General features: G+C 73.6%; 16 protein-coding genes and 2 pseudogenes. 12 read left to right on the forward strand and 6 right to left on the reverse strand.

The window, feature by feature from the left end; all coding sequences use genetic code 11:
* Nucleotides 1-72 precede the first annotated feature (72 nt).
* The 3 genes from B446_RS22460 to B446_RS22470 all read right to left on the reverse strand — a co-directional run bounded on the left by B446_RS22460 (nt 73) and on the right by B446_RS22470 (nt 2,351).
* On the reverse strand, nt 73-780 hold the full coding sequence (locus B446_RS22460; RefSeq protein WP_020941714.1) for an ester cyclase: 708 nt from the start codon (nt 778-780) through the stop codon (nt 73-75).
* Between the two features lie 75 nt (nt 781-855).
* Nucleotides 856-1,629, reverse strand: coding sequence for an SDR family NAD(P)-dependent oxidoreductase (locus B446_RS22465; RefSeq protein ID WP_020941715.1), 774 nt, complete (start codon nt 1,627-1,629; stop codon nt 856-858).
* A gap of 53 nt (nt 1,630-1,682) precedes the next feature.
* Nucleotides 1,683-2,351 carry an MOSC domain-containing protein gene (locus tag B446_RS22470; RefSeq protein WP_020941716.1) on the reverse strand — a complete coding sequence of 223 codons (669 nt, stop codon included), beginning with the start codon at nt 2,349-2,351 and terminating at the stop codon, nt 1,683-1,685.
* Between the two features lie 80 nt (nt 2,352-2,431).
* On the opposite strand from B446_RS22470, the gene B446_RS22475 reads away from it, so the two are divergent.
* Nucleotides 2,432-3,334, forward strand: coding sequence for a LysR family transcriptional regulator (locus tag B446_RS22475; RefSeq protein WP_020941717.1), 903 nt, complete (start codon nt 2,432-2,434; stop codon nt 3,332-3,334).
* Between the two features lie 110 nt (nt 3,335-3,444).
* Here B446_RS22475 and B446_RS22480 read toward each other — a convergent pair whose 3' ends face one another.
* The gene (locus tag B446_RS22480) at nt 3,445-3,774 is read right to left on the reverse strand and encodes a WhiB family transcriptional regulator (RefSeq protein ID WP_020941718.1); all 330 of its coding nucleotides are present in this window, start codon (nt 3,772-3,774) and stop codon (nt 3,445-3,447) included.
* Between the two features lie 381 nt (nt 3,775-4,155).
* Between B446_RS22480 and B446_RS22485 the strand changes: the two genes are divergently transcribed.
* The 4 genes from B446_RS22485 to B446_RS22505 all read left to right on the forward strand — a co-directional run bounded on the left by B446_RS22485 (nt 4,156) and on the right by B446_RS22505 (nt 9,309).
* The gene (locus B446_RS22485; protein WP_003948568.1) at nt 4,156-4,767 is read left to right on the forward strand and encodes a response regulator transcription factor; all 612 of its coding nucleotides are present in this window, start codon (nt 4,156-4,158) and stop codon (nt 4,765-4,767) included.
* A 1,025-nt stretch (nt 4,768-5,792) separates the two neighbouring features.
* Entirely contained in the window at nt 5,793-6,380 is a 588-nt protein-coding gene (locus tag B446_RS22495) for a sigma-70 family RNA polymerase sigma factor (RefSeq protein WP_020941720.1), read from the forward strand.
* A 162-nt stretch (nt 6,381-6,542) separates the two neighbouring features.
* Nucleotides 6,543-8,045: an IMP dehydrogenase gene (gene guaB, locus B446_RS22500; protein WP_020941721.1), complete on the forward strand. Its 1,503-nt coding sequence runs from the start codon at nt 6,543-6,545 to the stop codon at nt 8,043-8,045.
* A gap of 139 nt (nt 8,046-8,184) precedes the next feature.
* Complete coding sequence (locus tag B446_RS22505; protein WP_020941722.1) at nt 8,185-9,309, forward strand: GuaB3 family IMP dehydrogenase-related protein; 1,125 nt, start codon at nt 8,185-8,187, stop codon at nt 9,307-9,309.
* 222 nt (nt 9,310-9,531) lie between these two features.
* Here the strand turns inward: B446_RS22505 and B446_RS22510 are convergent, their stop codons facing one another.
* A complete protein-coding gene (locus B446_RS22510) occupies nt 9,532-10,740 on the reverse strand; it encodes a nucleotide sugar dehydrogenase (RefSeq protein WP_020941723.1) in 1,209 nt (402 codons plus the stop codon).
* A gap of 282 nt (nt 10,741-11,022) precedes the next feature.
* Between B446_RS22510 and B446_RS22515 the strand changes: the two genes are divergently transcribed.
* Nucleotides 11,023-12,732 carry a glycerol-3-phosphate dehydrogenase/oxidase gene (locus tag B446_RS22515; RefSeq protein WP_020941724.1) on the forward strand — a complete coding sequence of 570 codons (1,710 nt, stop codon included), beginning with the start codon at nt 11,023-11,025 and terminating at the stop codon, nt 12,730-12,732.
* A 283-nt stretch (nt 12,733-13,015) separates the two neighbouring features.
* On the opposite strand, the pseudogene B446_RS37290 reads toward B446_RS22515, so the two are convergent.
* Nucleotides 13,016-13,543: pseudogene (locus tag B446_RS37290) on the reverse strand (serine hydrolase domain-containing protein); the annotation flags it as partial.
* A 249-nt stretch (nt 13,544-13,792) separates the two neighbouring features.
* Here B446_RS37290 and B446_RS22525 point away from each other — a divergent pair.
* The 6 genes and pseudogenes from B446_RS22525 to B446_RS22555 all read left to right on the forward strand — a co-directional run bounded on the left by B446_RS22525 (nt 13,793) and on the right by B446_RS22555 (nt 24,332).
* On the forward strand, nt 13,793-15,853 hold the full coding sequence (locus B446_RS22525; protein WP_078614777.1) for a serine/threonine-protein kinase: 2,061 nt from the start codon (nt 13,793-13,795) through the stop codon (nt 15,851-15,853).
* A 164-nt stretch (nt 15,854-16,017) separates the two neighbouring features.
* Nucleotides 16,018-18,813: a protein kinase gene (locus tag B446_RS22530; protein ID WP_043478887.1), complete on the forward strand. Its 2,796-nt coding sequence runs from the start codon at nt 16,018-16,020 to the stop codon at nt 18,811-18,813.
* Nucleotides 18,814-18,975: 162 nt separating this feature from the next.
* The gene (locus B446_RS22535; protein WP_020941728.1) at nt 18,976-20,673 is read left to right on the forward strand and encodes a serine/threonine-protein kinase; all 1,698 of its coding nucleotides are present in this window, start codon (nt 18,976-18,978) and stop codon (nt 20,671-20,673) included.
* 71 nt (nt 20,674-20,744) lie between these two features.
* A complete protein-coding gene (locus B446_RS22540) occupies nt 20,745-22,463 on the forward strand; it encodes a serine/threonine-protein kinase (protein WP_020941729.1) in 1,719 nt (572 codons plus the stop codon).
* Nucleotides 22,464-22,516: 53 nt separating this feature from the next.
* A pseudogene (locus tag B446_RS37295) lies at nt 22,517-23,023 on the forward strand (serine/threonine protein kinase); the annotation flags it as partial.
* A 298-nt stretch (nt 23,024-23,321) separates the two neighbouring features.
* Nucleotides 23,322-24,332, forward strand: a complete 1,011-nt coding sequence (locus B446_RS22555; protein ID WP_043476255.1) for a serine/threonine-protein kinase — start codon at nt 23,322-23,324, stop codon at nt 24,330-24,332.
* Nucleotides 24,333-24,417 lie beyond the last annotated feature (85 nt).

A 24,417-nucleotide genomic window follows, 5' to 3' on the forward strand; every position in this document is an offset into this window, starting at 1 on the left:
GCTGACCTCAGCCGACCAGCCGGTGCCCGGCACCCCCACGGGGGTGCCGGGCACCGGCCGTCGGGTCCCGCCCTACCGCTCCAGCGCGTCCAGTGCACCCAGTTGCTGCATCAGCCCCAGATGGTCGTCCTGCCACCAGATTTCGGTGATCTTGCCGTGGGGACCGAAGCGGAAGAGGGTCATGCCGGTCATGGTGACCTGGCGGCCGGTCGCCGGGATGCCCAGGAAGTCGCCCTTGTGGGTCGCGTGCCAGGTCCAGCGGGCGCAGGCCTGGTCACCCTGGGCCAGCACGTCGTCGACGACGAAGGCGAAGTCGAAGGCGGCGCGCCACATCCGGTACTCCGCGCGTACGCCGTCCAGTCCGATGGTGTCCTGCGGGTTCACCGGGTCGTGGCTGTGGATGTCCTCGTCCAGCAGATCGTTGAGCGGCGGCAGTTCGCCCTCACTCTCCAGGGCCGCGAAGAGCCGCCGTACGGCATCGAGGCCCAGCTGCTCGTCCCTGACGACGTCCAGGTCGGTGAACGTCGGCGTCTCGTCGCACAGCGCGACCATGTCCTGGAAGATCTTGCCGGTCTCCGGCAGGTTCGAGTTCCGCATCGCCTCCTCGTACGACGGGAACTCCACCACCTCGACGATGTGCGACGCGTCCGAGCGGTCCTTGCCGACGACCGCGTGCGTCGCCGTACGCCGTCCCTTGCTCTGCGTGACCCAGTCGTCCAGGAGCCGGTTCATCTCGTCCAGCCGGCTCGTCCTGCACTCGATGAGCTGTACGAAGGTCATGTCCCACCGCCTCCGGCCCCCCTGGTCCGGTACCGACGCGACCATCTTCCCACCGGAGCGGCGGCACCACCCGTCCTACTGGGGCCCGTACTTGCGCCCCGTCCGCGAGCTGATGCCGCCCATGAGCGCGCGCGGGGTGACCTTCACCAGACCCATCAGCGCCTTGTAGCGCGGGTCCGGGATGGACAGCGACTTCCCGCGCGCGAGGTCCGCGAGCGCCGCCGCGACCAGCTTGTCCGCGTCCAGCCACATCCAGCCCGGGATGTTGTCCGTGCCCATCCCGGCCCGCTGGTGGAACTCGGTGCGCACGAAGCCCGGGCACAGCGCCATCAGGCGCACGCCCGAACCGGCCAGGTCCTTGGCCGCGCCCTGGGTGAACTGCACGACCCACGCCTTCGACGCGCCGTAGGTGCCCCGCGGCACGAAGGCCGCCACCGAGGCGACGTTCACCACCCCGCCGCGCCCGCGCTCGCGCATCGCCGCGGACGCCGCCGACGTCAGCCGCAGCACCGCCTCGCAGTGCACCTTGAGCATCCGCAGCTCGTCGGTCATGGAGACGTCCAGGTAGCGGCCCTTGTTGCCGAAGCCGGCGTTGTTGATCAGCAGGTCGACCGGCTTCCTGCGGTCCCCGAGCCGGTCGGCCACCGTCTCGATGCCCTTGTCCTCGGCGAGGTCGGCGGTCAGCACCTCCACCTCGACGCCGTGCCGGTCGTGCAGCTCGGTCGCCTGCTCGCGCAGCCGTGTGGTGTCCCGGGCGACCAGGACGAGGTCATGCCCGTCAGCCGCCAGCCGCCGCGCGAACGCGGCACCGATTCCCGCGGTCGATCCCGTAATCAGAGCCGTTGTCATGGCCCAAGGGTAGTGACCCGGACCGACAGCGTCCGCTGCGTCGTGACGGCTTCTCAGCGGGCCTGGGCGGCCATGTACTTGCGGGCCGCGGCCAGCGTCTCGGTGTGCAGGGCGTCGCCCGCCACGAGCAGCCCCGGCAGCAGGTCCCGCTCGGTGGTGACCGCGCGGAACTGCAGCGCCGCCGTCACCGCGTGGTCCGGCCGGTGCACGATCTCGATCGGATCGCCCGCCCGTATCTCACCCGGTTCGATCACCCGCAGGTAGGCACCGGTCACGCCCTTCCGGGTGAACCTCTTCACCCAGCCCCGCTCGCCCAGATGGCCCTGGAACGTACGGCACGGGATCCGCCCCGAGGTGACCTCGAGAACCAGCCCGGAACCGATCCTCCAGCGCTCGCCGATCAGCGCCCCGGAGACGTCCAGGCCCTCGGTCGTGAGGTTCTCGCCGAAGCAGCCGCTGGGCAGCGGCCGGCCCAGTTCGCGCTCCCACGCGTCGAGGTCCTCGCGCGCGTAGGCGTAGACGGCCTGGTCGTCGCCGCCGTGATGACGTGTGTCGCACACCGCGTCCCCGGCGACCCCGCTCGCGCCCGCGCCCTTGGGGCCGGGCGCCGCCACCCGCACCGGCCGGTCGACCGGCTGCTTGTCGATGCCCGTCACGCCCTCGGGCTGGTCCGTGTACGGCACCGGCCGCGGGCGGCCGACGTTGAGCGAGAGAAGCTTCATGCCCGAACGGTACGGGACCGTGCCCCAAAGCGTCGACGCAATATTGGCTGCCGGACCCAAGCCGGGCTTATGCTTGACGGGTGATCGAGGCCCGTCATCTCCGCGTCCTGCGCGCCGTCGCCGCCACCGGCTCCTTCTCCGCCGCTGGACGGGAACTGGGCTGCACCCAGCCGGCCGTCAGCCAGCAGATGAAGGCCCTGGAGACCTCCGTGGGGACGCCGCTGCTGGTGCGCAGCGGCCGCGAGATGCGCCTCACCCAGGCCGGCGAGGCCCTGGTCAGACACGCCTCCGGAATCCTCGCCGGGCTCACCGCCGCCGAGGAGGAGGTCGCCGCCATCGCCGGTCTGCGGGCCGGCCGGGTCCGTCTGGTCTCCTTCCCGAGCGGCAGCTCCACCCTGGTCCCCACCGCCCTGGCCGCCCTGCGCGCGGCCCACCCCGGCACCCGGGTCTCCCTGGAGGAGGCCGAACCCCCCAAGTCCGTCGCGCTGCTGCGCGAGGGCGACTGCGACCTGGCCCTCGCCTTCCGCTACGAGGGCGCCGCGGTGGCCGAGGACTGGGACGACCTCGTCGTACGGCCCCTGCTGGTGGACCGTCTCGTGGCCCTCGTGCCGGAGCGGCACCGGCTCGCGCGCGCGGAGTCCGTCGCCATCGGCGAGCTGGCCCGGGAGCCGTGGATCGCGGGCTGCCCGCGCTGCCGCGGCCAGCTCGTGGAGGTGTGCGAGGGCGCCGGCTTCACGCCCCGCATCGACTTCGCCACGGACGACTACCCGGCCGTCGTCGGCCTGGTCGGCGCCGGTCTCGGGGTGGCCGTCCTGCCGCAGCTCGCGGTGGACTCGGTGCGGCCGAGGGGAGTGCGCACGGTGGCGCTGGAGCCGGTCGTGCGCCGTCAGATCGTCGCCCTCACCCTGCCCGACCTGGCACAGGTACCGGCCGTGGCGGCGACGCTGGAACAGCTGGCCCGGGCGGCGGGTCGCGCCGCCTGAAGCGCGCCCCGGGGGCGGGGCCGCGGGCAGGGTCTTGGGCACGCGCGTGGCGTGCCCAATGGCGGTAGGGAAGCAGCACCCGGCGGGCCGTGGGTGCAGAAACGTTTCCTTCAGTGATGCGAGGCGGTGCCCCCGCCGGTGGAAGAAGCCGCCACCAGACGGTTGCGCGCCCGCCCCATCAACTCCTCACGCTCGTCCTCGGTCAGGCCGCCCCAGACCCCGTACGGCTCGCGCACCGCCAGGGCATGTGCCGCGCACTCCGCGCGGACCGGGCACCTCATGCAGACCTCCTTGGCCGAGTTCTCGCGAGCGCTCCGAGCCGCCCCGCGCTCGCCCTCAGGGTGAAAGAAGAGCGAGCTGTCCACGCCGCGGCAGGCAGCCAGCAGCTGCCAGTCCCACAGGTCCGCGTTCGGTCCGGGAAGGCGGGAGAAATCTGCCATTACGTGACCCCTTGTAGCCGTTCTGGGCGGATACGGTGCCAACGACCGTACATCTCCGGTCTAAGGAGATGAAAATATGACTCATTGCGAATCTAGCTCCAGACACCGAGAAACGGGACCAAAAACGGCTAAATGGGGCACGGGTTGTGATGAAAAGTTGAGGGTCGGACGGCCATGTCTCCACCGTGTCGGCTCCCTCACGTAGAGTGCCGAAGACGGCAGGTGGCCCCGTAACTCTTTCGAGTGACCGTCGTTGAGAGTGCGGAGGCGGTTGAAAACACAAGTGCTCGGGCAGGCGTCCGAGACGTTCGACCGCACAGGTGACGATTCCGTACCAGCCTGGAGGCTCAAGGTGACGCGCATCAGCTGCGGAGGGCGGTCATGACATCCGTCCTCGTCTGCGACGACTCCCCGCTTGCCCGAGAGGCGCTCCGCCGCGCGGTGGCGACCGTGCCCGGCGTCGAGCGTGTGACGACGGCGGCCAACGGCGAGGAAGTCCTCCGCCGCTGGGGCGCCGACCGCTCCGACCTCATTCTGATGGATGTACGCATGCCCGGCCTGGGCGGCGTCGAGACCGTGCGCCGGCTGCTGTCCGCCGACCCCGGCGCGCGCATCATCATGCTCACGGTGGCCGAGGACCTGGACGGCGTGGCCCTCGCGGTCGCCGCCGGCGCCCGGGGCTACCTGCACAAGGACGCCTCGCGCGCGGAGCTGCGGGCCACCGTGACCCAGGCCCTGGCCGACCCGACCTGGCGGCTGGCCCCGCGCCGTCTCCGCTCGGCCGAGATGGGCGCGGCGCCCACGCTCACCGCGCGTGAGATCCAGGTGCTCGAGGGCATGAGCCACGGCCGCTCCAACGCCGAGATCGGCCGCGAGCTGTTCCTCTCCGAGGACACCGTCAAGACGCACGCGCGCCGCCTGTTCAAGAAGCTCGGCGCCTCGGACCGGGCGCACGCGGTGGCCCTCGGCTTCCGCTGGGGCCTGGTCCGCTAGGAAGGATGCGTCCCGCCGGGCAGGCGGGGCGATCCGGCACCGGCCGCACGGCCGGGAGCCGGAAGCCGGTCCGCCTCCTCCCGCCGGAGCGGGGCGGTCACCCGGCGTCCAGGGCGCTCACGGGGCACGCGCGCGGCAGGCCCCACCCGAGGCGCGGCATGCCTCGGCCGGGGCGTCCGGGTCCGGCCGCCGGGCCGGACACCGCGCGACGCCACAGGGACGGACGGGCCCGCGGGGCCGAGTGGACCACTCGTCCCGGGGCGTCCCTCCCGGTCACCCCGCGTACCGCCGTGCGGCGACGTGTGTGCAGCGCGGACCTCCGGGAGCCGTCCCGGTCGTCCGCGCACGTGGATGTGAGGCGCTTTCGCGGACCGGCCCCGGCCACTCCGCGGATGCCTGAGACGCGCCGCTCGCCGGCCTTCCGGCCCGGGCGGGAACGGAGGGTGCCCCGTGCCGGTGCCACGACCCGCTTCCGGGGCGGGCCCGACCCGTCCCCCGGCGAAGTCCGGACAACTTCCGGGCGCACGCACGCGCCCGAGGCGGTGCGGAGTCGCCGACGCGAGGCGTCGCACGGCGACCCGCGTGACGACCTGTGCGACGAGCCGGCCGCGGCTTCATGGGATGCGTCACCCGGCGACCCGCACGGGCCGGGTGCCCGGGCACGCGACGGCGCGCGGACGGGCCCGACGGCCGCTCCCCGCGGTGCCCGCGCCGGTGCGCGGTGACCGGCCGGAACAGCGCTGTCCGGGGTCGTGGGACGGCGCGGCGACGGGGTGCGCGCGGGCCGGACGCACGGCGACGCCGGACCCGGTGGCGCGGCCCGCGCACGACTGTCCGCCGGACACCCCGTGCTCGTTTCGCCGCGGATGCCGCATCCTTGAGATGTGGAGTCTCTCGGGGACGAGTCGGTCGAGCGGAAGGGGAGGGCGCAGGGAATGAGTGCCGGCGCACCTGCTCATAACGCTTCGGTGCACAACCACGAGCACGATGCGACGGGCCGCACGGCCGCAGGGCACCATGGACCGATGCGCGACGACGAGGCGGGCACGGCCCAGGGGGCGATCGGTGCGCTCGTGCACCGAGCCGTCGACGGGGACGCGCAGGCCACGCACGACCTGCTCGCGCACGTCCACCCGCTCGCGCTGCGCTACTGCCGCACCCGGCTGTCCCGGCTCCCGGGCGACGCGCGCCACTTCGTCGAGGACCTCGCCCAGGAGGTCTGCGTCGCGGTCCTGCTCGCCCTGCCGCGCTACCGCGACACCGGCCGCCCCTTCGAGGCCTTCGTCTTCGCCATCGCCTCGCACAAGGTCGCCGACCTGCAACGCGCCGCGATGCGCCACCCCGGCTCCACGGTCGTCCCCTCGGACGAGATGCCGGAGCGCCCCGACGACTCCCTCGGCCCCGAGGAGCGCGCCCTGCTCAGCAGCGACGCCGAGTGGGCCAAGAAACTGCTGGCCAACCTCCCGGAGAACCAGCGCGAACTGCTCCTGCTGCGCATCGCCGTGGGCTTGACCGCGGAGGAGACGGGGCAGATGTTGGGAATGTCACCCGGCGCCGTACGGGTGGCCCAGCACCGCGCGCTGAGCCGCCTGCGCGCGCTCGCCGAGCAGTGACACCCCGGGGACGAGCCCCCCGGCCCCTCTCCTGAACGGGCGCGCTCCTGCTTCCGTACGAACATACGAAGCCTGAAGCGACCCCGTACCGTGGAATTTGCTGACGACGCTTCCCGTTAGCATGGACATCCGCACCGATCAAGGCCATTTGGGGAAGGTGTCATGACTGCAAACGTCGACGGAGTGCCCGGAAAATTCGCGACACTCGGGCTGACCTACGACGACGTGCTGCTGCTGCCGGGCGCATCCGAGGTGCTCCCCAACGCGGTCGACACCTCGTCCCGCATCTCCCGCAATGTCCGGGTCAACATCCCGCTGCTGTCCGCGGCGATGGACAAGGTGACCGAGTCCCGCATGGCCATCGCCATGGCCCGGCTCGGTGGCGTCGGCGTACTGCACCGCAACCTGTCCGTCGAGGACCAGGTCAACCAGGTCGACCTGGTGAAGCGGTCCGAGTCCGGCATGGTCACCGACCCGATCACGGTGCACCCGGAGGCCACGCTCGCCGAGGCGGACGCGCTCTGCGCCAAGTTCCGCATCAGCGGCGTCCCGGTCACCGACCCGGCCGGCAAGCTGCTGGGCATCGTGACCAACCGCGACATGGCCTTCGAGAGCGACCGCACGCGCCAGGTGCGCGAGGTCATGACCCCCATGCCGCTGGTCACCGGCAAGGTCGGCATCTCCGGGCCCGAGGCCATGGAGCTGCTGCGCAAGCACAAGATCGAGAAGCTTCCGCTGGTCGACGACGCGGGTGTCCTCAAGGGCCTGATCACGGTCAAGGACTTCGTCAAGGCGGAGAAGTACCCGAACGCCGCCAAGGACGCCGAGGGCCGGCTGCTCGTCGGTGCCGCCGTCGGCGCCAGCCCCGAGGCGCTGGAGCGTGCCCAGGCGCTGGCAGCGGCCGGTGTGGACTTCCTGGTCGTCGACACCTCGCACGGCCACAACAGCAACGCGCTCAGCTGGATGGCGAAGATCAAGTCGGCCGTGGACGTCGACGTGATCGGCGGCAACGTCGCCACCCGCGACGGCGCCCAGGCGCTCATCGACGCCGGTGTCGACGGCATCAAGGTCGGCGTCGGCCCCGGCTCGATCTGCACCACCCGCGTGGTCGCCGGCATCGGTGTCCCGCAGGTCACCGCCATCTACGAGGCATCGCTCGCGGCGCGCGCCGCGGGCATCCCGCTGATCGGCGACGGCGGCCTGCAGTACTCCGGCGACATCGGCAAGGCGCTCGCCGCCGGCGCCGACACCGTCATGCTGGGCAGCCTCCTCGCCGGCTGCGAGGAGTCGCCGGGCGAGCTGCTGTTCATCAACGGCAAGCAGTTCAAGTCGTACCGCGGCATGGGCTCGCTGGGCGCCATGCAGTCCCGCGGCCAGGGCCGGTCGTACTCGAAGGACCGCTACTTCCAGGCCGAGGTCGCCTCCGACGACAAGCTCGTGCCCGAGGGCGTCGAGGGCCAGGTGCCCTACCGCGGCCCGCTCTCCAACGTGCTGCACCAGCTCGTCGGCGGTCTGCGCCAGACCATGGGCTACGTGGGCGCCGCCACCATCGAGGAGATGGAGTCCAAGGGCCGCTTCGTGCGGATCACCTCGGCGGGCCTGAAGGAGAGCCACCCGCACGACATCCAGATGACGGTCGAGGCGCCGAACTACAGCCGGAAGTGACACGCGCGGCGACGCACGCGCACGCGTGACGGCGGCATGACGACGGCGCGAGGGCGGTCCCGGGGCATCCGGGGCCGCCCTCGCCGTCCCTGTCGGCGATACTGGAAGGCGCTGCAACGCATAGGGAAAGGCCACCAACGTGACTGAGATCGAGATCGGGCGCGGCAAGCGCGGCCGCCGGGCGTACGCCTTCGACGACATCGCCGTCGTCCCCAGCCGCCGTACGCGGGACCCGAAGGAGGTCTCGATCGCCTGGCAGATCGACGCCTACCGCTTCGAGCTGCCCTTCCTGGCCGCCCCCATGGACTCGGTCGTCTCCCCGGCCACCGCGATCCGCATCGGCGAGCTGGGCGGCCTCGGCGTGCTCAACCTCGAGGGCCTGTGGACGCGGCACGAGGACCCCCAGCCGCTGCTCGACGAGATCGCCGGGCTGGACGCCGAGACGGCCACCCGCCGGCTCCAGGAGATCTACGCGGCGCCGATCAAGGAGGAGCTGATCGGGGCGCGCATCAAGGAGGTGCGCGACTCCGGCGTGGTCACCGCCGCCGCGCTCTCCCCGCAGCGCACCGCCCAGTTCTCCAAGGCGGTCGTGGACGCGGGCGTGGACATCTTCGTCATCCGCGGTACGACGGTCTCGGCGGAGCACGTGTCGTCCTCGCACGAGCCGCTGAACCTGAAGCAGTTCATCTACGAGCTGGACGTCCCGGTGATCGTCGGCGGCTGCGCCACCTACACCGCCGCCCTGCACCTGATGCGCACCGGCGCGGCCGGCGTCCTGGTCGGCTTCGGCGGCGGCGCCGCGCACACCACGCGCAACGTGCTGGGCATCCAGGTCCCGATGGCCACCGCCGTCGCCGACGTGGCCGCGGCCCGCCGCGACTACATGGACGAGTCCGGCGGCCGGTACGTGCACGTGATCGCCGACGGCGGCGTCGGCTGGTCCGGCGACCTCCCGAAGGCGATCGCCTGCGGCGCCGACTCCGTGATGATGGGCTCCCCGCTGGCCCGGGGCACGGACGCGCCCGGCAAGGGCCACCACTGGGGCATGGAGGCGGTCAACGAGGAGCTGCCCCGCGGCAAGAAGGTCGACCTCGGCACGGTCGGCACCATCGAGGAGATCCTCACCGGCCCGTCCCACACCCCGGACGGCTCGATGAACTTCTTCGGCGCCCTGCGCCGCGCCATGGCCACCACCGGCTACAGCGAGCTGAAGGAGTTCCAGCGCGTCGAGGTCACGGTGGCGGACTCCCAGCACCGCCGCTGACCCGCACGACCCCGACGGGGCCGGTCACCTACGGGATGACCGGCCCCTTCCGCATGCCCGGGCGGGCCTGGGGGGAGTGTGGGGCGGGGTGGGGGCGCGCGGTTGCCTTCGGGTGAACTCGGGCCGTTGAGCGCGGTGGGCTCCACCTGTTTCCGTAAGGTATCCGCGCCGATCCCCGTGTGCCACAGGACGTGGGGCGCGCCCCACCTACGCGCCCCCCGCTCACAACCGGTGCGCCGCCCCCGTGGGTGTGGCCCCCCGGGTGTCCAGCAGGAGCTGGGCCTTCACCGACAGGCCCTGGAGGTCGTACGTGCGGTGCTGCTGGAGCAGGATCGTCAGGTCGGCGTCGGCGGCCGCCTCGTACAGGGAGTCGGCGCGCGGGACCGGGCGGTCCAGGACGTTCCACGCGGGCACGTAGGGGTCGTGGTAGCTCACCGAGGCGCCGAACTCCATCAGCCGGACGGCGATCTCCCGGGCGGGCGTGCCCTGCAGGTCGGCGAGGTCGGGCTTGTAGGTGACGCCGAGCAGCAGCACCCGCGCCCCGCGCGCGGACTTGCCGTGCTCGTTGAGGAGGGCCGCGGCGCGCTGGACGACGTACCGGGGCATGCGGTGGTTGACCTGCTGCGCCAGCTCCACCATGCGCAGGGTGCGGGTCGCGTGCCCGGTCAGGTCGTGCGGGACGGCGTGGCCGCCGACGCCCGGACCCGGTCGGAACGCCTGGAAGCCGAAGGGCTTCGTCTCCGCGCAGCGGATGACGTCCCACAGGTCGACGCCCAGTTCGTGGCAGAGCACGGCCATCTCGTTGACGAGCGCGATGTTGACGTGCCGGTAGTTGGTCTCCAGCAGTTGCACGGCCTCCGCCTCGCGCAGCCCGCGCGCGCGGACGACCTTGTCGGTGAGCCGGCCGTAGAACGCGGCGGCCGACTCCGTGCAGGCGGGCGTGAGGCCGCCGATGACCCTGGGCGTGCCGGCCGGGATGCGGTCGCGGTTGCCGGGGTCGACCCGGCTGGGCGAGTAGGCCAGGTGGAAGTCGCGGCCCGCGCGCAGGCCCGAGCCCCGCTCCAGCAGCGACCGCAGGAAGTCGCCCGTCGTCCCGGGCAGCACGGGCGACTCCAGGATGACCGTGGTGTGCGGCCGCAGCCGTTCGGCGAGGGTGCGGGCGGCCGACTCCACCTGGCCGAGGTCGATTCCGCCGTCGGCGCCGCGCGGGGTGGGCGCGCAGATCACCGCGGTGCGCACCCGCCCGAGCTGGGCCGGGTCGGTGACCGGCCGGAAGCCCGCCGCGCGCATCCGGCGCAGCTCGGCGGCGCTGAGTGAGCCCGCCTCGGGCCCGGTGGCGTACCCGATGGTCGGGATGCCGGCGGAGACGGCGGCCTGGGCGAGCGGCAGGCCGTGGGAACCGAGTCCGATCACGGCGAGGTCTGCGGGCATGGCGGGAGCCGTCCTTCCCAATAACCGAAGCGGGACAGATGCGCAACCGCTGTGGACAGGATGCGCGGGAGCACTGTCACACTAGGAGTAAATATGACCGTTATGTGGGATTGTGTTCGTGTGTCTTCCGGGGGTTGTGCGCGCGTTGTCCACAGGGGGGAAGCGCGTGGTGGCCGAAGCCGGGCATCCCCGTCAGAATTTGGGCATGAGGAGGGGGTGAACCGGGCTTCGCCCTCCGGGTGCGGCCGACGCGAGCGAGTTCTTCGACAGCGGGAGGCAGCGGTGAGGACAGCGACTCTGGGCCCGGCACAGCGCGCCGAGGCACTGGCGGCCATGGCGGAGCGCGAACTGGACGTGCTGGTGGTCGGCGGCGGAGTGGTCGGCGCCGGTACCGCGCTGGACGCCGTCACCCGTGGCCTGTCCACCGGGATCGTCGAGGCGCGCGACTGGGCCTCCGGCACCTCCAGCAGGTCCAGCAAGCTCATCCACGGTGGTCTGCGCTATCTGGAGATGCTCGACTTCGCGCTGGTCCGCGAGGCGTTGAAGGAGCGCGGCCTGCTCCTGGAGCGGCTCGCCCCGCACCTGGTGAAACCCGTGCCGTTCCTCTACCCGCTCCAGCACAAGGGCTGGGAGCGGTGGTACGCGGGTTCGGGCGTGGCCCTGTACGACGCCATGTCCATGGCCCGCGGGCACGGCCGTGGCCTGCCCGTGCACCGGCACCTGACCCGGCGTCACGCCCTCAGCGTGGCACCGTGCCTGAAGAAGGACGCCCTGGTCGGCGCCCTGCAGTACTACGACGCGCAGATGGACGACGCCCGGTACGTGGCGACCCTGGTGCGCACCGCGGTGTCGTACGGCGCCCACGCGGCCAACCGCGCCCGGGTGACCGGGTTCCTGCGCGAGGGCGAGCGCGTCGTCGGCGCCCGGGTGCAGGACGTCGAGGGCGGCGGGGAGTACGAGATCCGGGCCAAGCAGATAGTCAACGCCACCGGCGTGTGGACCGACGACACGCAGGCCATGGTGGGGGAGCGCGGCCAGTTCCACGTCCGCGCCTCCAAGGGCATCCACCTGGTCGTGCCCAAGGACCGCATCCACTCCACCACCGGCCTGATCCTGCGCACCGAGAAGTCGGTCCTCTTCGTCATCCCCTGGGGACGGCACTGGATCGTCGGCACCACCGACACCGAATGGGACCTCGACAAGGCCCATCCGGCCGCCTCCAGCGCCGACATCGACTACCTGCTGGAGCACGTGAACTCGGTGCTCGCCGTCCCGCTCAGCCGAGACGACGTACAGGGCGTTTACGCGGGCCTGCGCCCGCTGCTGGCCGGCGAGTCCGACGCCACCAGCAAACTGTCCCGCGAGCACACCGTGGCGCATCCGGTGCCGGGCCTCGTGGTGGTGGCGGGCGGCAAGTACACGACGTACCGGGTGATGGCGAAGGACGCCGTGGACGAGGCGGTGCACGGGCTCGACATGCGCGTCGCCGACTGCGTCACCGAGGACATCCCGCTGCTCGGCGCGGAGGGGTACCAGGCGATGTGGAACGCGCGGGCGCGGACGGCCGCCCGCACCGGACTGCACGTGGTGCGCGTGGAACATCTGCTGAACCGATACGGCTCCATGGCCGAGGAGGTCCTGGACCTCATCACCGCCGACCCGGCCCTCGGCGAACCGCTGCACGCCGCCGACGACTACCTGCGCGCCGAGGTCGTGTACGCGGCCTCGCACGAGGGCGCGCGGCACCTGGACGACGTCCTCACCCGCCGCACCCGCATCTCCATCGAGACCTTCGACCGGGGCACCCGCAGTGCCCGCGAGGCCGCCGAGCTGATGGCGCCCGTCCTCGGCTGGGACAAGGACCAGATCGAGCGCGAGGTGGAGCACTACGAGAAGCGGGTCGAGGCGGAGCGTGAGTCCCAGCGCCAGCCGGACGACCTGACGGCCGACGCGGCCCGGCTGGGCGCGCCGGACATCGTGCCGCTTCAGTGAGGGCTGGGGTAGCGCCGCGGTGAGGGCTTCGGCGACGGCTGTGGCGCCGCTGCGGTGACGGCTGCGGTGACGTTCCCGCCGGCACCGCCGGCACCCCCGGCTTCGTCGACACCGGCCGGCCACGGCGGATATCACTCGAACGGGTGGCGGCGGCCGGGATCTCCGGTCGGGTGCCGTCCGTTCCACCGGGTGCGGGGACAGAACCCGGCAGCGAGCAGGCGCGGTTCGAGGCCGGGGTCGGAGATCTCCGTCGTGTCGACGCGGAAGATGAGGGCAGGACGACGACGATGCCGAGCAGGACGTAGCCGGTGTTGGAGCAGGAGTAGTGGCCCGGTCGGGCCGGAGGGAGGGTGAGGGCGATGCGTACGGCCTGAAACGGGGTCAGCGGCACGGCGCCGCAGGTGGCCCGGGTGAAGTCGGCGAGGCCGCTGGTGTGCGTGAGCAGGGCGCTCAGGGTGATGCGCCGCCCGTCGGTGCCGGGTCCGCGGAGCAGCCCCGGCAGGTACCGCTCGACGGTGTCGGACAGGGACAGCCGGTGTTCGTCGGCCAGTTGCAGCACGACGGTGGCGACGCAGGACTTGGTGACGCTGCCGGCGCGGAAGTGGTCGGCCCGTGCGATGCCCCGGCCGGCGGGCGCGTAGCGCGTGCGGTCACTGTCCCGGGCCAGCAGGGCCGCGGCGGGTGCCCCGCCCTCGACCAGCAGCGGGAGAACCGGATCCGTCACGCCGCTCGCGTGGCCCGTGGCGGTGGCGGGCGTGAGCAGCAGGGCCAGGAGCAGCGAGAGGGACAGGAGTGCCCGAAGCGTCGGCATCCGGGCTCTTTTCCTCTCCGGCTTCTCCGGCTCTCACCGGATCTCACCCGATCTCCGCGTGTCTGCGCGGTTCTGCGCGGTTCTGCGCCGGAATGCTCGGACCCATCATCCCGGTGGGGTGGAGGCCCACTTCAGCGGGTACCCGGGCGCGCGGTGGGCGGGGCGGCCTCAGGGGCACCCTGGGCGTCGGCCACTTGTCGGGTGAGAGACAATGGAGGCTCTGTCAGGGCGGGTTGCATGAGGGGACGCATGTCGGAGGCGGAGCGGGCGGGGACATCTCGTCAGGAGACTCGTCAGGACAAGAGCGAGCGTCGTCTCCTCGCCGGGCGGTACCGGCTGGGAGACGTACTGGGCCGCGGCGGCATGGGCACGGTGTGGCGCGCCGAGGACGAGACCCTGGGCCGGACGGTCGCCGTCAAGGAACTGCGGTTCCCGTCGAACATCGACGACGAGGAGAAGCGGCGTCTGATCACGCGCACCCTGCGTGAGGCCAAGGCGATCGCCCGGATCCGCAACAACAGCGCGGTGACGGTCTTCGACGTGGTCGACGAGGACGACCGGCCCTGGATCGTCATGGAGTTGGTGGAGGGCAAGTCCCTCGCCGAGGTCATCCGCGAGGACGGCCTGTTGAAGCCCAGGCGCGCGGCCGAGGTCGGCCTCGCCGTCCTCGACGTGCTGCGCTCCGCGCACCGCGAGGGCATCCTGCACCGTGACGTGAAGCCGTCCAACGTGCTGATCGCCGAGGACGGCCGGGTCGTGCTCACCGACTTCGGCATCGCGCAGGTGGAGGGTGACCCGTCCATCACCTCCACCGGCATGCTCGTCGGCGCCCCCTCCTACATCTCCCCGGAGCGCGCCCGGGGGCACAAGCCGGGCCCCGCCGCCGACCTGTGGTCGCTGGGCGGCCTGCTGTACGCGTCGGTCGAGGGACTGCCGCCGTACGACAAGGGGTCGGCGATCGCCACGCTGACCGCGGTGATGACCGAGCCCCTGGAGGAGCCCAAGAACGCCGGTCCGCTCCGGGACGTCATCTACGGCCTGCTCAACAAGGACCCGGCGCAGCGGCTCGACGACGCCCGTGCCCGGGTCATGCTCAACCAGGTGATCCACGCGCCCGAGCCCGAGGCCATGGACGCCACGCGGGTGGTGCCGCTGCCGGCACAGCCCGACGGTCCCGACGGCAAGCGCGGCGAAGAGGCCGGGGAGAAGCTGCGCGGGGCGCTGCGCTCGGTCCGCAAGGCGGCCGGCGCGGCCGGTGCGGCGGCGACCGCGCGGACGACGAAGAACGGTGCCGGCAAGGCGGCGACCGGTGCCGCTGCCGGCGGTGCGGCGGTGGAGAGCGGTTCCGGCGCCTCGGGAGTGTCCGGTGCCCCCGGCGCGACCGGTGCCGGCGCGCAGACACCGGGCCAGCCGGCCGGTCCGGCCCAGAGCTCCTCGTCCACGGCCAACTCGTCGTCCACCAAGCCGAGTTCCGGGTGGCCCGTGATGCCGCCGCCGGACCTGGACCTGCCGCCGCGGCCGGTGCCGAGGGCGCCGCTCACCGACGTGGTGCCCAGGCGCACGCTGGTGATCATCGCCGTGGTGGTCGCCCTCGCCGTGGTCGGCACCATCCTGGCCGTCGTCTTCAACGGCGGCGACAAGGGCGGCGACACGAACGGCAGCGGTGCCCGGACCTCGGCGAGCGCGACCGCCTCCACCAAGGAGGACAAGGGCAGGAGCGGCGGGAAGACCACCGGAAGCGGCACCCGGACGGACGGCGACACCTCGGCGTCGGCCTCCAGCGGATCCACCGCCTCCACCAGCGACGACGCGGCGAGCCCCGACCCGTCCGGCGGCGCGGACGACCACGGGTCGGACGGCTCGAAGGGCGGCGGGGCGCCCGTGGAGTCGACCCACAAGGGCGGCCAGGGCTACTCGATCGGTCTGCCGAAGGGCTGGAACTTCCAGGCCACCAGCGCGGCCGGCGACCGCTACACCGGTCCCGACGGGCAGAAGCTGCTCGTCGCCTGGACCAGCACGCCCAAGGGCGACCCGGTGGCGGACTGGCAGAGCCAGTCGCGGTACATGGTGCGTTCCCAGTACCACAAGATCCGTATAGAGAAGGTGGACTACCGCGGCTGGAACACCGCGGACTGGGAGTTCACCTACGTCGACGGCGGCACCCGGTACCGCACGATCGACCGGGGGTTCGTGGTCAACAGCCATCAGGGGTATGCGCTGATGTACACCGCGAAGGCCGCGAAGTGGGACAGCGGGCTGCGCAAGGCCACCTGGAAGACGCTGGCGGGGTCCTTCGAGCCCAAGTCGTGATGTGACCGAGCCCGGTTCGGGGCCGTGAGAATCCGTCAACCCCTCAATGCGGGTTGCCTCTGGCACGTATCGTGAATGGTTGCGGACGGTACGCAGCCGAATGTGGATGCGGAACGGTCCGTCAGGGAACGGATGTGAACGACCAGGCGGCCGGGGGAGGCAACGTGGACGACTATGCGGGCCGGGTGCTCGCCGACCGTTACCGCCTGCCGCTGCCGCCCTCCGACGAGTACGAGCTGACCGAGACCCGGGCCTTCGACACCTACAGCGGTCAGGAGGTGCTGGTCCGTCAGGTGCCGCTGCCGGAGGTCGTCGAGGCCGAGGTGCTCGACGCCGAAGGGCTGCCCGAGGGGTTCACCGCCCGTGAGCGCGGCGCCCGCCGCGCCCCCGCGGCCCGGACCGCCACCCGCCGCCCCTCGGACCCGGCCGTGCGGCGCGCCGTGGAGGCCGCGCAGGCGGCGGCCCGGGTGCCCGACCATCCGCGTCTCGACCAGGTCTTCGACGTGTTCGCCGAGGGCGGCTCGCTGTGGATCGTCAGCGAGTGGGTGGCGGCGCGCCCGCTGTCCGCGCTGCTGGCCGAGGAGCCGCTGACGCCGTACCGGGCGGCCGAGGTCGCCTCCGACGTCCTGATGGCTCTGCGGGTGCTGCACGCCCACGGCTGGGTGCACCGCAACATCACCGCCCGCACGGTCCTCGTCTGCGACGACGGCCGGGTCATGCTCACCGGCCTCGCGGTCGGCGCGGCGGAGGAGGCGCTGTGCGGGTACGACCCGGTGCCGGGGCAGGACGGCGACGACGGAGCAGCGCTGGAAGGCCGGGAGGGCCAGGGCGGGGGGCCGGGACAGGACGACCCGGCCGGGGCCCTGGGGCCAGGGCCTGCGCCCGGTGGCGCCCCCGGCGGACCGGACTTCGGCGCAGGACAGGACTTCGGCGGCCCCGACCTCGGGGGGCCCGGCGGGCGGGGGCCGACGGGCGGGGGCGTACCGGTCCCGCCCGCGGGCACCGGCGCCTCCGGCACGGATCCCGAGGCCGCTCGGCGGGCGGCGATCCAGGCGCGGGCGGCCGGCGGGCTGCCGGTGCCGGGCGCGAACGGCGTCTCCGGCGGTCCCACGGTCCCCGGACCGGCCGGACGGCGGGCCCTGGAGAGCGGTGACGACATCCGCGCCGCGCGGGCCGGTGCCATCGCCGCCTACCGTGCGGGAGCCCGGGCCGCCGCCCGGGTCCAGGAGGCCCAGCAGGGCGGCCGCCCCGCGCTGCCGGGAGCCCGGCCGCCCGCCGAGGTCGAGGCCGGCGGGGACGGAACCGGAGGCGGCCCACCGCCCGGCCGCATCGCCGACCCCTACGGGGTGCGTGGCGCCCCCTGGCACGGCGCCACACCGCGCCCCGGGGCCGGTGACCCCGCGGCGGCGCCGGACACCGACCGCCGGCCCCTCGGACTGCCCGCCGCCGCTCCCGCCCGGCTGCCGCTGCCCGGCCGGACGTCCGCCGGCCATCCCGACGGCCCCGGCCACGACGGAACCGGCCACGACGGAACCGGCCACGGCAGCCCCGGCCACGGCGGCTCAGGGCAGGGCGGCCTCGGGCAGGGCGGCCCCGGCCACGGCGGCTCAGGGCATGGCGTGACCGTCCCCGGTCAGGCACCCGGCCCCGCCGCGGACGCGGGTCCCGCCGGTTCCCGCTGGGACGAACCGGGGACCGCGGCCCGCCGCGGTCCCGGCACCGCGCTCGCCGCCGAACGGGCCCGCCAGGTGCGGATGACCGTGGTGGGACCGGTGACCGAGCGCTGGGCGCCGGAGCAGGCCGGCCCCGTGCACGAGAACTGGCAGCTCGCGGCGCCGATCGGGCCCGCGACCGACCTGTGGGCCCTCGGCGCGCTGCTCTTCCGGGCCGTCCAGGGACACGCGCCCTACCCCGAGGAGTCCACGGCCGAGCTGGTCCAGATGGTGTGCGCGGAACCGCCCGCCTTCGCCGAGGAGTGCGGGCCGCTGCGCCCGGTCGTGGAGTCGCTGCTGCGTCAGGACCCCACCGACCGGCTGGACTTCGAGGAGCTCGGCGGCTGGCTGCGCTCGCTGGTGCGGTCCGCGCCCGAGCCGGACGCCGGGGTCCACGTGGTCCCCGTCCCGCCCCCCGACCCGAGCCGCCTGCCCATCGTCCGGCGCCGCGGCGAGCTGGTGCGGCGCCGGCGTGCCGGGGTGCCGGCCACCCATCCGCACGGACGGCACAAGCGGGCCCGGGAGGAGGCGGGTTCGCCACGCAGCCTCGGCCGGACGCTGCTCCTGCTGATCCTGCTCCTGCTGGCCGGCGCGGTGGCGTACGCGATGCTGTTCATGCCGAAGCAGGGGGACAGCGGGGCGGCGAGCGGCGAGCACACCGGCAGTGCCGGGCAGCCGAGTTCCGCGCCCTCCCACGTCCGGCAGCCGTCCGGCGGCCAGCCGTCGGGCAACACCCCCGACGCGTCCGCGTCCGCGCCCGCCACCGAGACCCAGACCGGCGGGGATCCCTCGGTCGCCGACGGCTTCACCCTGCGCAAGGACCAGGACGGCTTCCAGGTCGCCGTCGCCAAGGGCTGGGACCGCACGCCCAGGAACGGCGCCGGTCAGGTGGTCTACTCGCACGGGAACTTCGAACTGCTCGTCGTACCGGGCCGGGACGGCAGCTCGTCCAACGGCAGCGACCCGATGGTCTACCAGCGGGACAAGGAGCGCGAACTCCAGCCGTACCGCTCCTCGAGCTGGGCCACCGCCACCGGGCTGCGGACCATCGAGGTGGGCGGCCGCACCATGGCCGAGGGCCAGTTCACCTGGACCGACGGGCAGGGGCGCGACCTGTACGTGCGCAACATGGCGATCCTGCTGAACGGCCGCTACCACATCGTCCAGGTCCGCGGCCCGGAGGCGGAGCGGGACGAGGTGACACGGCTGTACGACCAGGCGGTCGCGACGTACCGCTACACGGGATGAGCGCCCCGTATACCGCCTGGGAGAAGGGGACTTCGGCTCCCGGTGGCGGGGCGTGGCGACAACCGTCACAGGACTGTCACCTTGGTACCCCGCTTGTTCCCTGAGGACAGGCCGGTCCTTAGTCTGACCCTGTCAAGAGCATTGCGGGGCAACGTGAATCAGATGCAGGGCCTGCTCATAGCGGGCCGCTACCGGCTCGCCGATTCCATCGGCAGCGGCGGCATGGGCCGGGTGTGGCGCGCCCACGACGAGGTGCTGCACCGGAAGGTCGCCGTCAAGGAGCTGACCGCCGCGCTCTACGTCTCCGAGAGCGAGCAGGCCGTGCTGCTCGCCCGCACCCGGGCCGAGGCCCGTGCCGCGGCGCGCATCAACCACTCCGCCGTCGTCACCGTTCATGACGTGCTCGAACACGACGGCCGCCCGTGGATCGTGATGGAACTGGTCGAGGGCCACTCGCTGGCCGACGCGGTCAAGGAGCGCGGGCGCATCGACCCGCGGGAGACCGCGCGGATCGGCCTGTGGGTGCTGCGGGCGCTGCGCGCCGCGCACACCGCCGGTGTGCTGCACCGGGACGTCAAGCCCGGCAACGTGCTGCTCGGCCGGGACGGCCGGGTCCTGCTCACCGACTTCGGCATCGCGCAGATCGAGGGCGACACCACCATCACCCGTACCGGAGAGGTCGTCGGTTCGGTCGACTACCTCGCCCCCGAGCGGGTGCGCGGCCACGACCCCGGCCCGTCCTCCGACCTGTGGGCGCTGGGCGCCACGCTGTACACGGCGGTGGAGGGCCGCTCGCCGTTCCGCCGTACCTCGCCGCTGACCACCATGCAGGCGGTCGTCGAGGAGGAGGCGTCCGAGCTGCGGTACGCCGGTCCGCTCGGCCCCGTCATCACCGCCCTGCTGCAGAAGGACCCGGCGCGGCGGCCCGGCACGGACGAGACGGAGCAGCTGCTCGCCGAGGCGGCGGAGGGCCGGCGGCCGAGCGCGGCGCAGGTGTACGTGCCCACACGGTCCGGCCTCCGGCCGGAGCCGCCGACGGGCCCGACGCACGCCGGCGCGGAGCGGGCCACGGGGACGCCGTACCCGCCGGCGACCGGGCCGACGCGGGTCGCAGGCCCGTACGGCACGGCGTCCGGGCAGCACACGCCGGTCCCGCAGGGGCAGCCGGTACAGCAGCCACAGCCGGCACGGCAGCCCAGGCGTCGCAGACTGCGCACGCTCGCCCTGGTGGTGGCCCTCGCCGCGATCGTCGGCGGGGGAGTCGCGGTCGCACTGCAGCAGTTCGGCACGAGCCACCACGGCGGCTCCGCCCCCCGGACGTCGAGCCCCGGTCCCAGCGGCAGTGGCAGCGCCAGTCCGAGCGGCGGTGGCGGCGAGGGGACGGTCCCGGCCGGCTGGGAGCGGATCAAGGACCCGGTGGGCTTCAGCATCTCCCTGCCCAAGGGGTGGAGGCGGACCGTCTCCATCGACCAGGACGGCCTGCGGCAGGTCGACTACTCGCCCGACAAGGGCAAGCACCTGGTGCGGGTCGCCGTCGACACCGCGCCGGACTTCGCCTCCTCGTACGAGCACATGACCAAACTGAACCAGAAGGTCTCAGGGCGGCTGGTGGCCTACAAGCAGCTCGTCTTCAAGCAGGAGCTCTTCCGCGACCAGCCGGGCAGCCGCTGGGAGTACACGTGGGACGCGCTGGCCAAGGACCCGCCGCACTACTTCCCCGGGCCCTACCACGCGATCGACGTGGGGTACATGACCGAAGCCGGCACCGAGTACGCCCTCTACTCGGCCTCTCCGGCCGACGACTGGGCCACCACCAGGAAGCAGTTCGACTGGATCCTGCGCAGCTTCCAGGAGGGCTGACCCCGGCGGACGGCACACTTGGCCGATCGCCGTCCCGGAAGGCGCCCGTCCGATGCGGCATGATGGGGCGCATGGGGACCGAGGGGGACGTCTTCCGTGTGATCGCGGGCCGTTACCGCCTGGAGGCGTTGATCGGCCGCGGGGGCATGGGCGTCGTGTGGCGGGCGACCGACCAGTTGCTCGGCCGGCGGGTCGCGGTGAAGGAACTGCCGCTGGAGGAGACGCCTTCCGCCGCGGACGCCCTGCGCCGGCGTGACCGCACGCTGCGCGAGGCCCGCGCGGTCGCCCAGTTGCGCCATCCGCACATCATCGTCGTGCACGACGTCGTCGAGGACGGCGAACGGCCCTACATCGTCATGGAGCTGATCGACGGGGGTTCGCTCGCCGACCGGATCGCGGCGCGCGGCCCGGTCGACGCCGCCGAGGCCGCCCGGATCGGCATCGACCTGCTGAGCGCACTGCGCACCGCCCACGAGGCCGGCATCCTGCACCGCGACATCAAGCCCGCGAACGTGCTCGTCGAGTCCGGCACCGAGCGTGTCGTCCTCACCGACTTCGGGATCGCGCGGATCGCGGGCGCGACGACGCTCACCGAGACCGGCTCCTTCGTGGGCTCGCCCGAGTACACCGCGCCCGAGCGGATGTCCGGGGCGCGCACCGGGTCCGAGTCCGACCTGTGGTCCCTGGGCGCGCTGCTGTGCACCGTGCTCAGCGGCGAGTCGCCGTTCCGCCGCGACTCCCTCGGCGGCATCCTGCACGCCGTCGTCTCCGCCGACATCCACCCGCCCGCGCAGGCCGAGCCGTTGCTGCCGGTCGTACGGGGCCTGCTGGAGCGCGATCCGGACCGGCGGCTGGACGCGGCGGACGCGGAGCGCATGCTGCGGACGTTCCTGGAGACGGGCCGCACCCCGGCGGCGCCGGGCGCCGCCGCCACCGGCGGCACGCCCGGGACGGTCGACCACGGCGGCCGTACCACCGGGGCGCCCTACACGCCGACCCAGCACGACGTGCCGCACCGGCCGGTGTCCGCCGCGGCGTCCACCGCCGAACGGCCGCCGCCCGTACGGCAGTCGCCGCGCGGGGTGCTGGTCGCCGCGCTGCTCGTCGCCGCGGTCGCCGGGGCCGGTGTGTCCGCGGTGGCGCTGCTGTTCAACCAGGGCGGCGACGGACCCGGCGGCACTCCGGGCACCACCGCCACCGGCCCCACCACCGGACCGGCACCGACGAGCGGCCACCCGTCCCGTACCACCGCGAGCGACTCCCCGCCCGGGACCACCACCGGCGCCTCGCCGTCCTCGACGCCGACCTCGAGCAGCGCGCCCGCGGCCTCCCGCGGCCACACCGCCCCCTCCGGCTACCGCACGGCCCGGGACCCGGCCGGCTTCTCCCTCGCCGTACCCCAGGACTTCACCCGCGACCGGCAGGGCGAGCGGATCTTCTACCTGTCGTCCGGGCAGACGTTCCGCCTCGGCATCAGGGTCGCCGCGCCCGAGGCGGGCGGACCCGCCGCGGTGATGAACCGCGCCGCTGCCGACGGGCCGAGCACCAACCCCGGCTACCACGACGGCCGGGTCACCGGGACCTCGCACGCCGGAGGGCCCGCCGCCCTCTGGGAGTTCACCTGGGACGGCTTCAGCGCCGCCGAGGGCTCGCGCCACACCTACGACCTGTGCTGGGAACAGGACGGCCGGATGTACGACGTGTGGGTGTCGGCGCCGGTCGGCAAGGTCCGCGAGGCCCGGGAGTACTTCGACGTGGCCGTGGACACCTTCTCCGTCACGGCTCGGTGACCGGTTCGGCCGCTCTGTGGCTCCGGGCGCGCGTGGCGCGATATGGATGACACATGAGCAGTGACGGGGGAGTCGGCCGCACCGCCGACGACACGACGAGTTTTGTTCTGCAACCGCCGACCCCGCTCCCCGGGGCGCGGCCGCACCCGCAGCCGGACCCACGACCGGCCCCGGCACCGGCGTCACATCCGGCCCCGGCCCCGGCACCGGTACCGGTACCGGCGTCGCATCCTGCCCCGGGCCCGGCGTCACATCCGGCACCGGCACCGGCCCCGGCGTCACGACCGGCACCGGAGCAGGGGGCCGGGCGGCTGGTCGCCGGGCGGTACCGGCTGCTCGCCAGGCTGGGGCACGGCGGGATGGGCACCGTGTGGCGGGCCAAGGACGAGATGGTCGACCGCGAGGTCGCCGTCAAGGAGCCCCGGGTGCCGGACTCGCTTCCCGAGCGGGAACGCGCCAACGCCTACGAGCGGATGCGCCGGGAGGCACGCGCGGCGGCCCGGCTCGACCATCCCTCGGTGGTCGGCGTGCACGACGTCGCGGTCGTCGACGGCCGGCCGGCCGCCGCCAACACCGTCGCCTTCACCACGGACGACAGCCAGGACCCGCGTCCGCGCGAGATCGAGATCTTCTACTACCGCACCGGGTCCGGCGACCTGTACCGGCTCTTCGTCGGCTACCCGGGCAGGGGCGACTTCACCGCCCGCGGCCGCGAGGTGGCGAGGACGGCCATCGCGAACCTGAAGATCGGCACGCCCTGACGGGCCGTGAGGCCGGGTGGCGGGTTCACCCCGCGCCGCGGGGCCGCACGAGCCCGCGGCTTCGACAACGGCGTGGTGCGCACGGTACTCATGTGACATGACTGGAGACGGCGAACTCCCGCCCGGCGTACGTGTGATCGGCGGGCGCTATCGGCTCCTCGCACCCCTCGGCGCCGGGCCGTCCGGCACGGTCTGGCGGGCGCGCGACGAGTCGGCGTCGCGGGACGTCGCCGTCAAGGAGCCCGTGCTGCCCGGCGATCCGGTGGACGACGAGGAGAGCCGGCGCGCGGCGCACCGGCTCTACCGCGAGGCCAGGACCGCCGCCCGGGTGCGGCATCCCTCGGCCGTCACCCTGCACGACGTCGTCACCGAGGACGGGCTCCCGTGGATCGTCATGGAGCTGGTCGAGGGCGAGTCGCTGCGGGAGGCCGTCCGGCGCGGGCCGCTGCGCCCCGCCGAGGCCGCGCGGATCGGGCTCGCGGTCCTCGGCGCGCTCAGGGCCGCGCACGCCGTCGGGATCGTGCACCGGGACATCAAGCCCGCCAACGTCCTGATCGAGGCGGGCACCGGGCGGGTCGTCGTCACCGACTTCGGCATAGGGGACCGCCACGCCCAGGAGGCGCCCGCCGGGTTCGTCGCCCCCGAGCGCGCGTCCGGCCCCGGCGCCGGGCCCGCCTCCGACCTGTGGTCCCTCGGCGCGCTGCTGGCCGCCGCCGTCGAGGGCGGGGACGCGGGAGCGCTGGAGCCGCTGCTGACCCGGCTGCACGCACCGGACCCGGCGGAGCGGCCGGACGCGGCGGAGGTCGCGGCGGCCCTGGAGGCGTGCGCGGGGACGACGCCCGCAGCGGCCCCGACCGGGCCGGCCCCGGCGCACGACCCCGAACCGGCCCCGGCGCACGAACCCGAACCGGCTGCCGTGCACGAACCGGCCGCCGCCCACGACCCCGAACCGGTTGCGAACTCCCAGGCCCCCGCGACCGTGCCCGGCACCGCCCCCGGCACCGACCCCCGTCCCGGCCCGCGCGCCGACCCTCCCGCCGACCCGCCCCGCCGCACGCCCTTCGCCGCCCTCGGTCTGCTGCTGGCGAGAAAACCCGGTGCCGAGTGATCGTCACCCGACAACGCCCTGATCAGCGCATTCGCTGCCAGTGATCGCTGGCGTCGTGTGAGCACTCGGTGAATCCCCGTTACCG

Source organism: Streptomyces collinus Tu 365 (assembly GCF_000444875.1).
Taxonomy (GTDB): domain Bacteria; phylum Actinomycetota; class Actinomycetes; order Streptomycetales; family Streptomycetaceae; genus Streptomyces; species Streptomyces collinus_A.

What these genes read in the sequence shown, in the direction of transcription:
- B446_RS22465 (WP_020941715.1), bottom strand. Translation starts at nt 1,629, where the DNA reads ATGACAACGGCTCTGATTACGGGATCGACCGCGGGAATCGGTGCCGCG.
- B446_RS22535 (WP_020941728.1), top strand. Translation starts at nt 18,976, where the DNA reads ATGCAGGGCCTGCTCATAGCGGGCCGCTACCGGCTCGCCGATTCCATC.
- B446_RS22510 (WP_020941723.1), bottom strand. Translation starts at nt 10,740, where the DNA reads ATGCCCGCAGACCTCGCCGTGATCGGACTCGGTTCCCACGGCCTGCCG.
- B446_RS22540 (WP_020941729.1), top strand. Translation starts at nt 20,745, where the DNA reads ATGGGGACCGAGGGGGACGTCTTCCGTGTGATCGCGGGCCGTTACCGC.
- guaB (WP_020941721.1), top strand. Translation starts at nt 6,543, where the DNA reads ATGACTGCAAACGTCGACGGAGTGCCCGGAAAATTCGCGACACTCGGG.
- B446_RS22460 (WP_020941714.1), bottom strand. Translation starts at nt 780, where the DNA reads ATGACCTTCGTACAGCTCATCGAGTGCAGGACGAGCCGGCTGGACGAG.
- B446_RS22495 (WP_020941720.1), top strand. Translation starts at nt 5,793, where the DNA reads ATGCGCGACGACGAGGCGGGCACGGCCCAGGGGGCGATCGGTGCGCTC.
- B446_RS22485 (WP_003948568.1), top strand. Translation starts at nt 4,156, where the DNA reads ATGACATCCGTCCTCGTCTGCGACGACTCCCCGCTTGCCCGAGAGGCG.
- B446_RS22480 (WP_020941718.1), bottom strand. Translation starts at nt 3,774, where the DNA reads ATGGCAGATTTCTCCCGCCTTCCCGGACCGAACGCGGACCTGTGGGAC.
- B446_RS22555 (WP_043476255.1), top strand. Translation starts at nt 23,322, where the DNA reads ATGACTGGAGACGGCGAACTCCCGCCCGGCGTACGTGTGATCGGCGGG.
- B446_RS22470 (WP_020941716.1), bottom strand. Translation starts at nt 2,351, where the DNA reads ATGAAGCTTCTCTCGCTCAACGTCGGCCGCCCGCGGCCGGTGCCGTAC.
- B446_RS22525 (WP_078614777.1), top strand. Translation starts at nt 13,793, where the DNA reads ATGTCGGAGGCGGAGCGGGCGGGGACATCTCGTCAGGAGACTCGTCAG.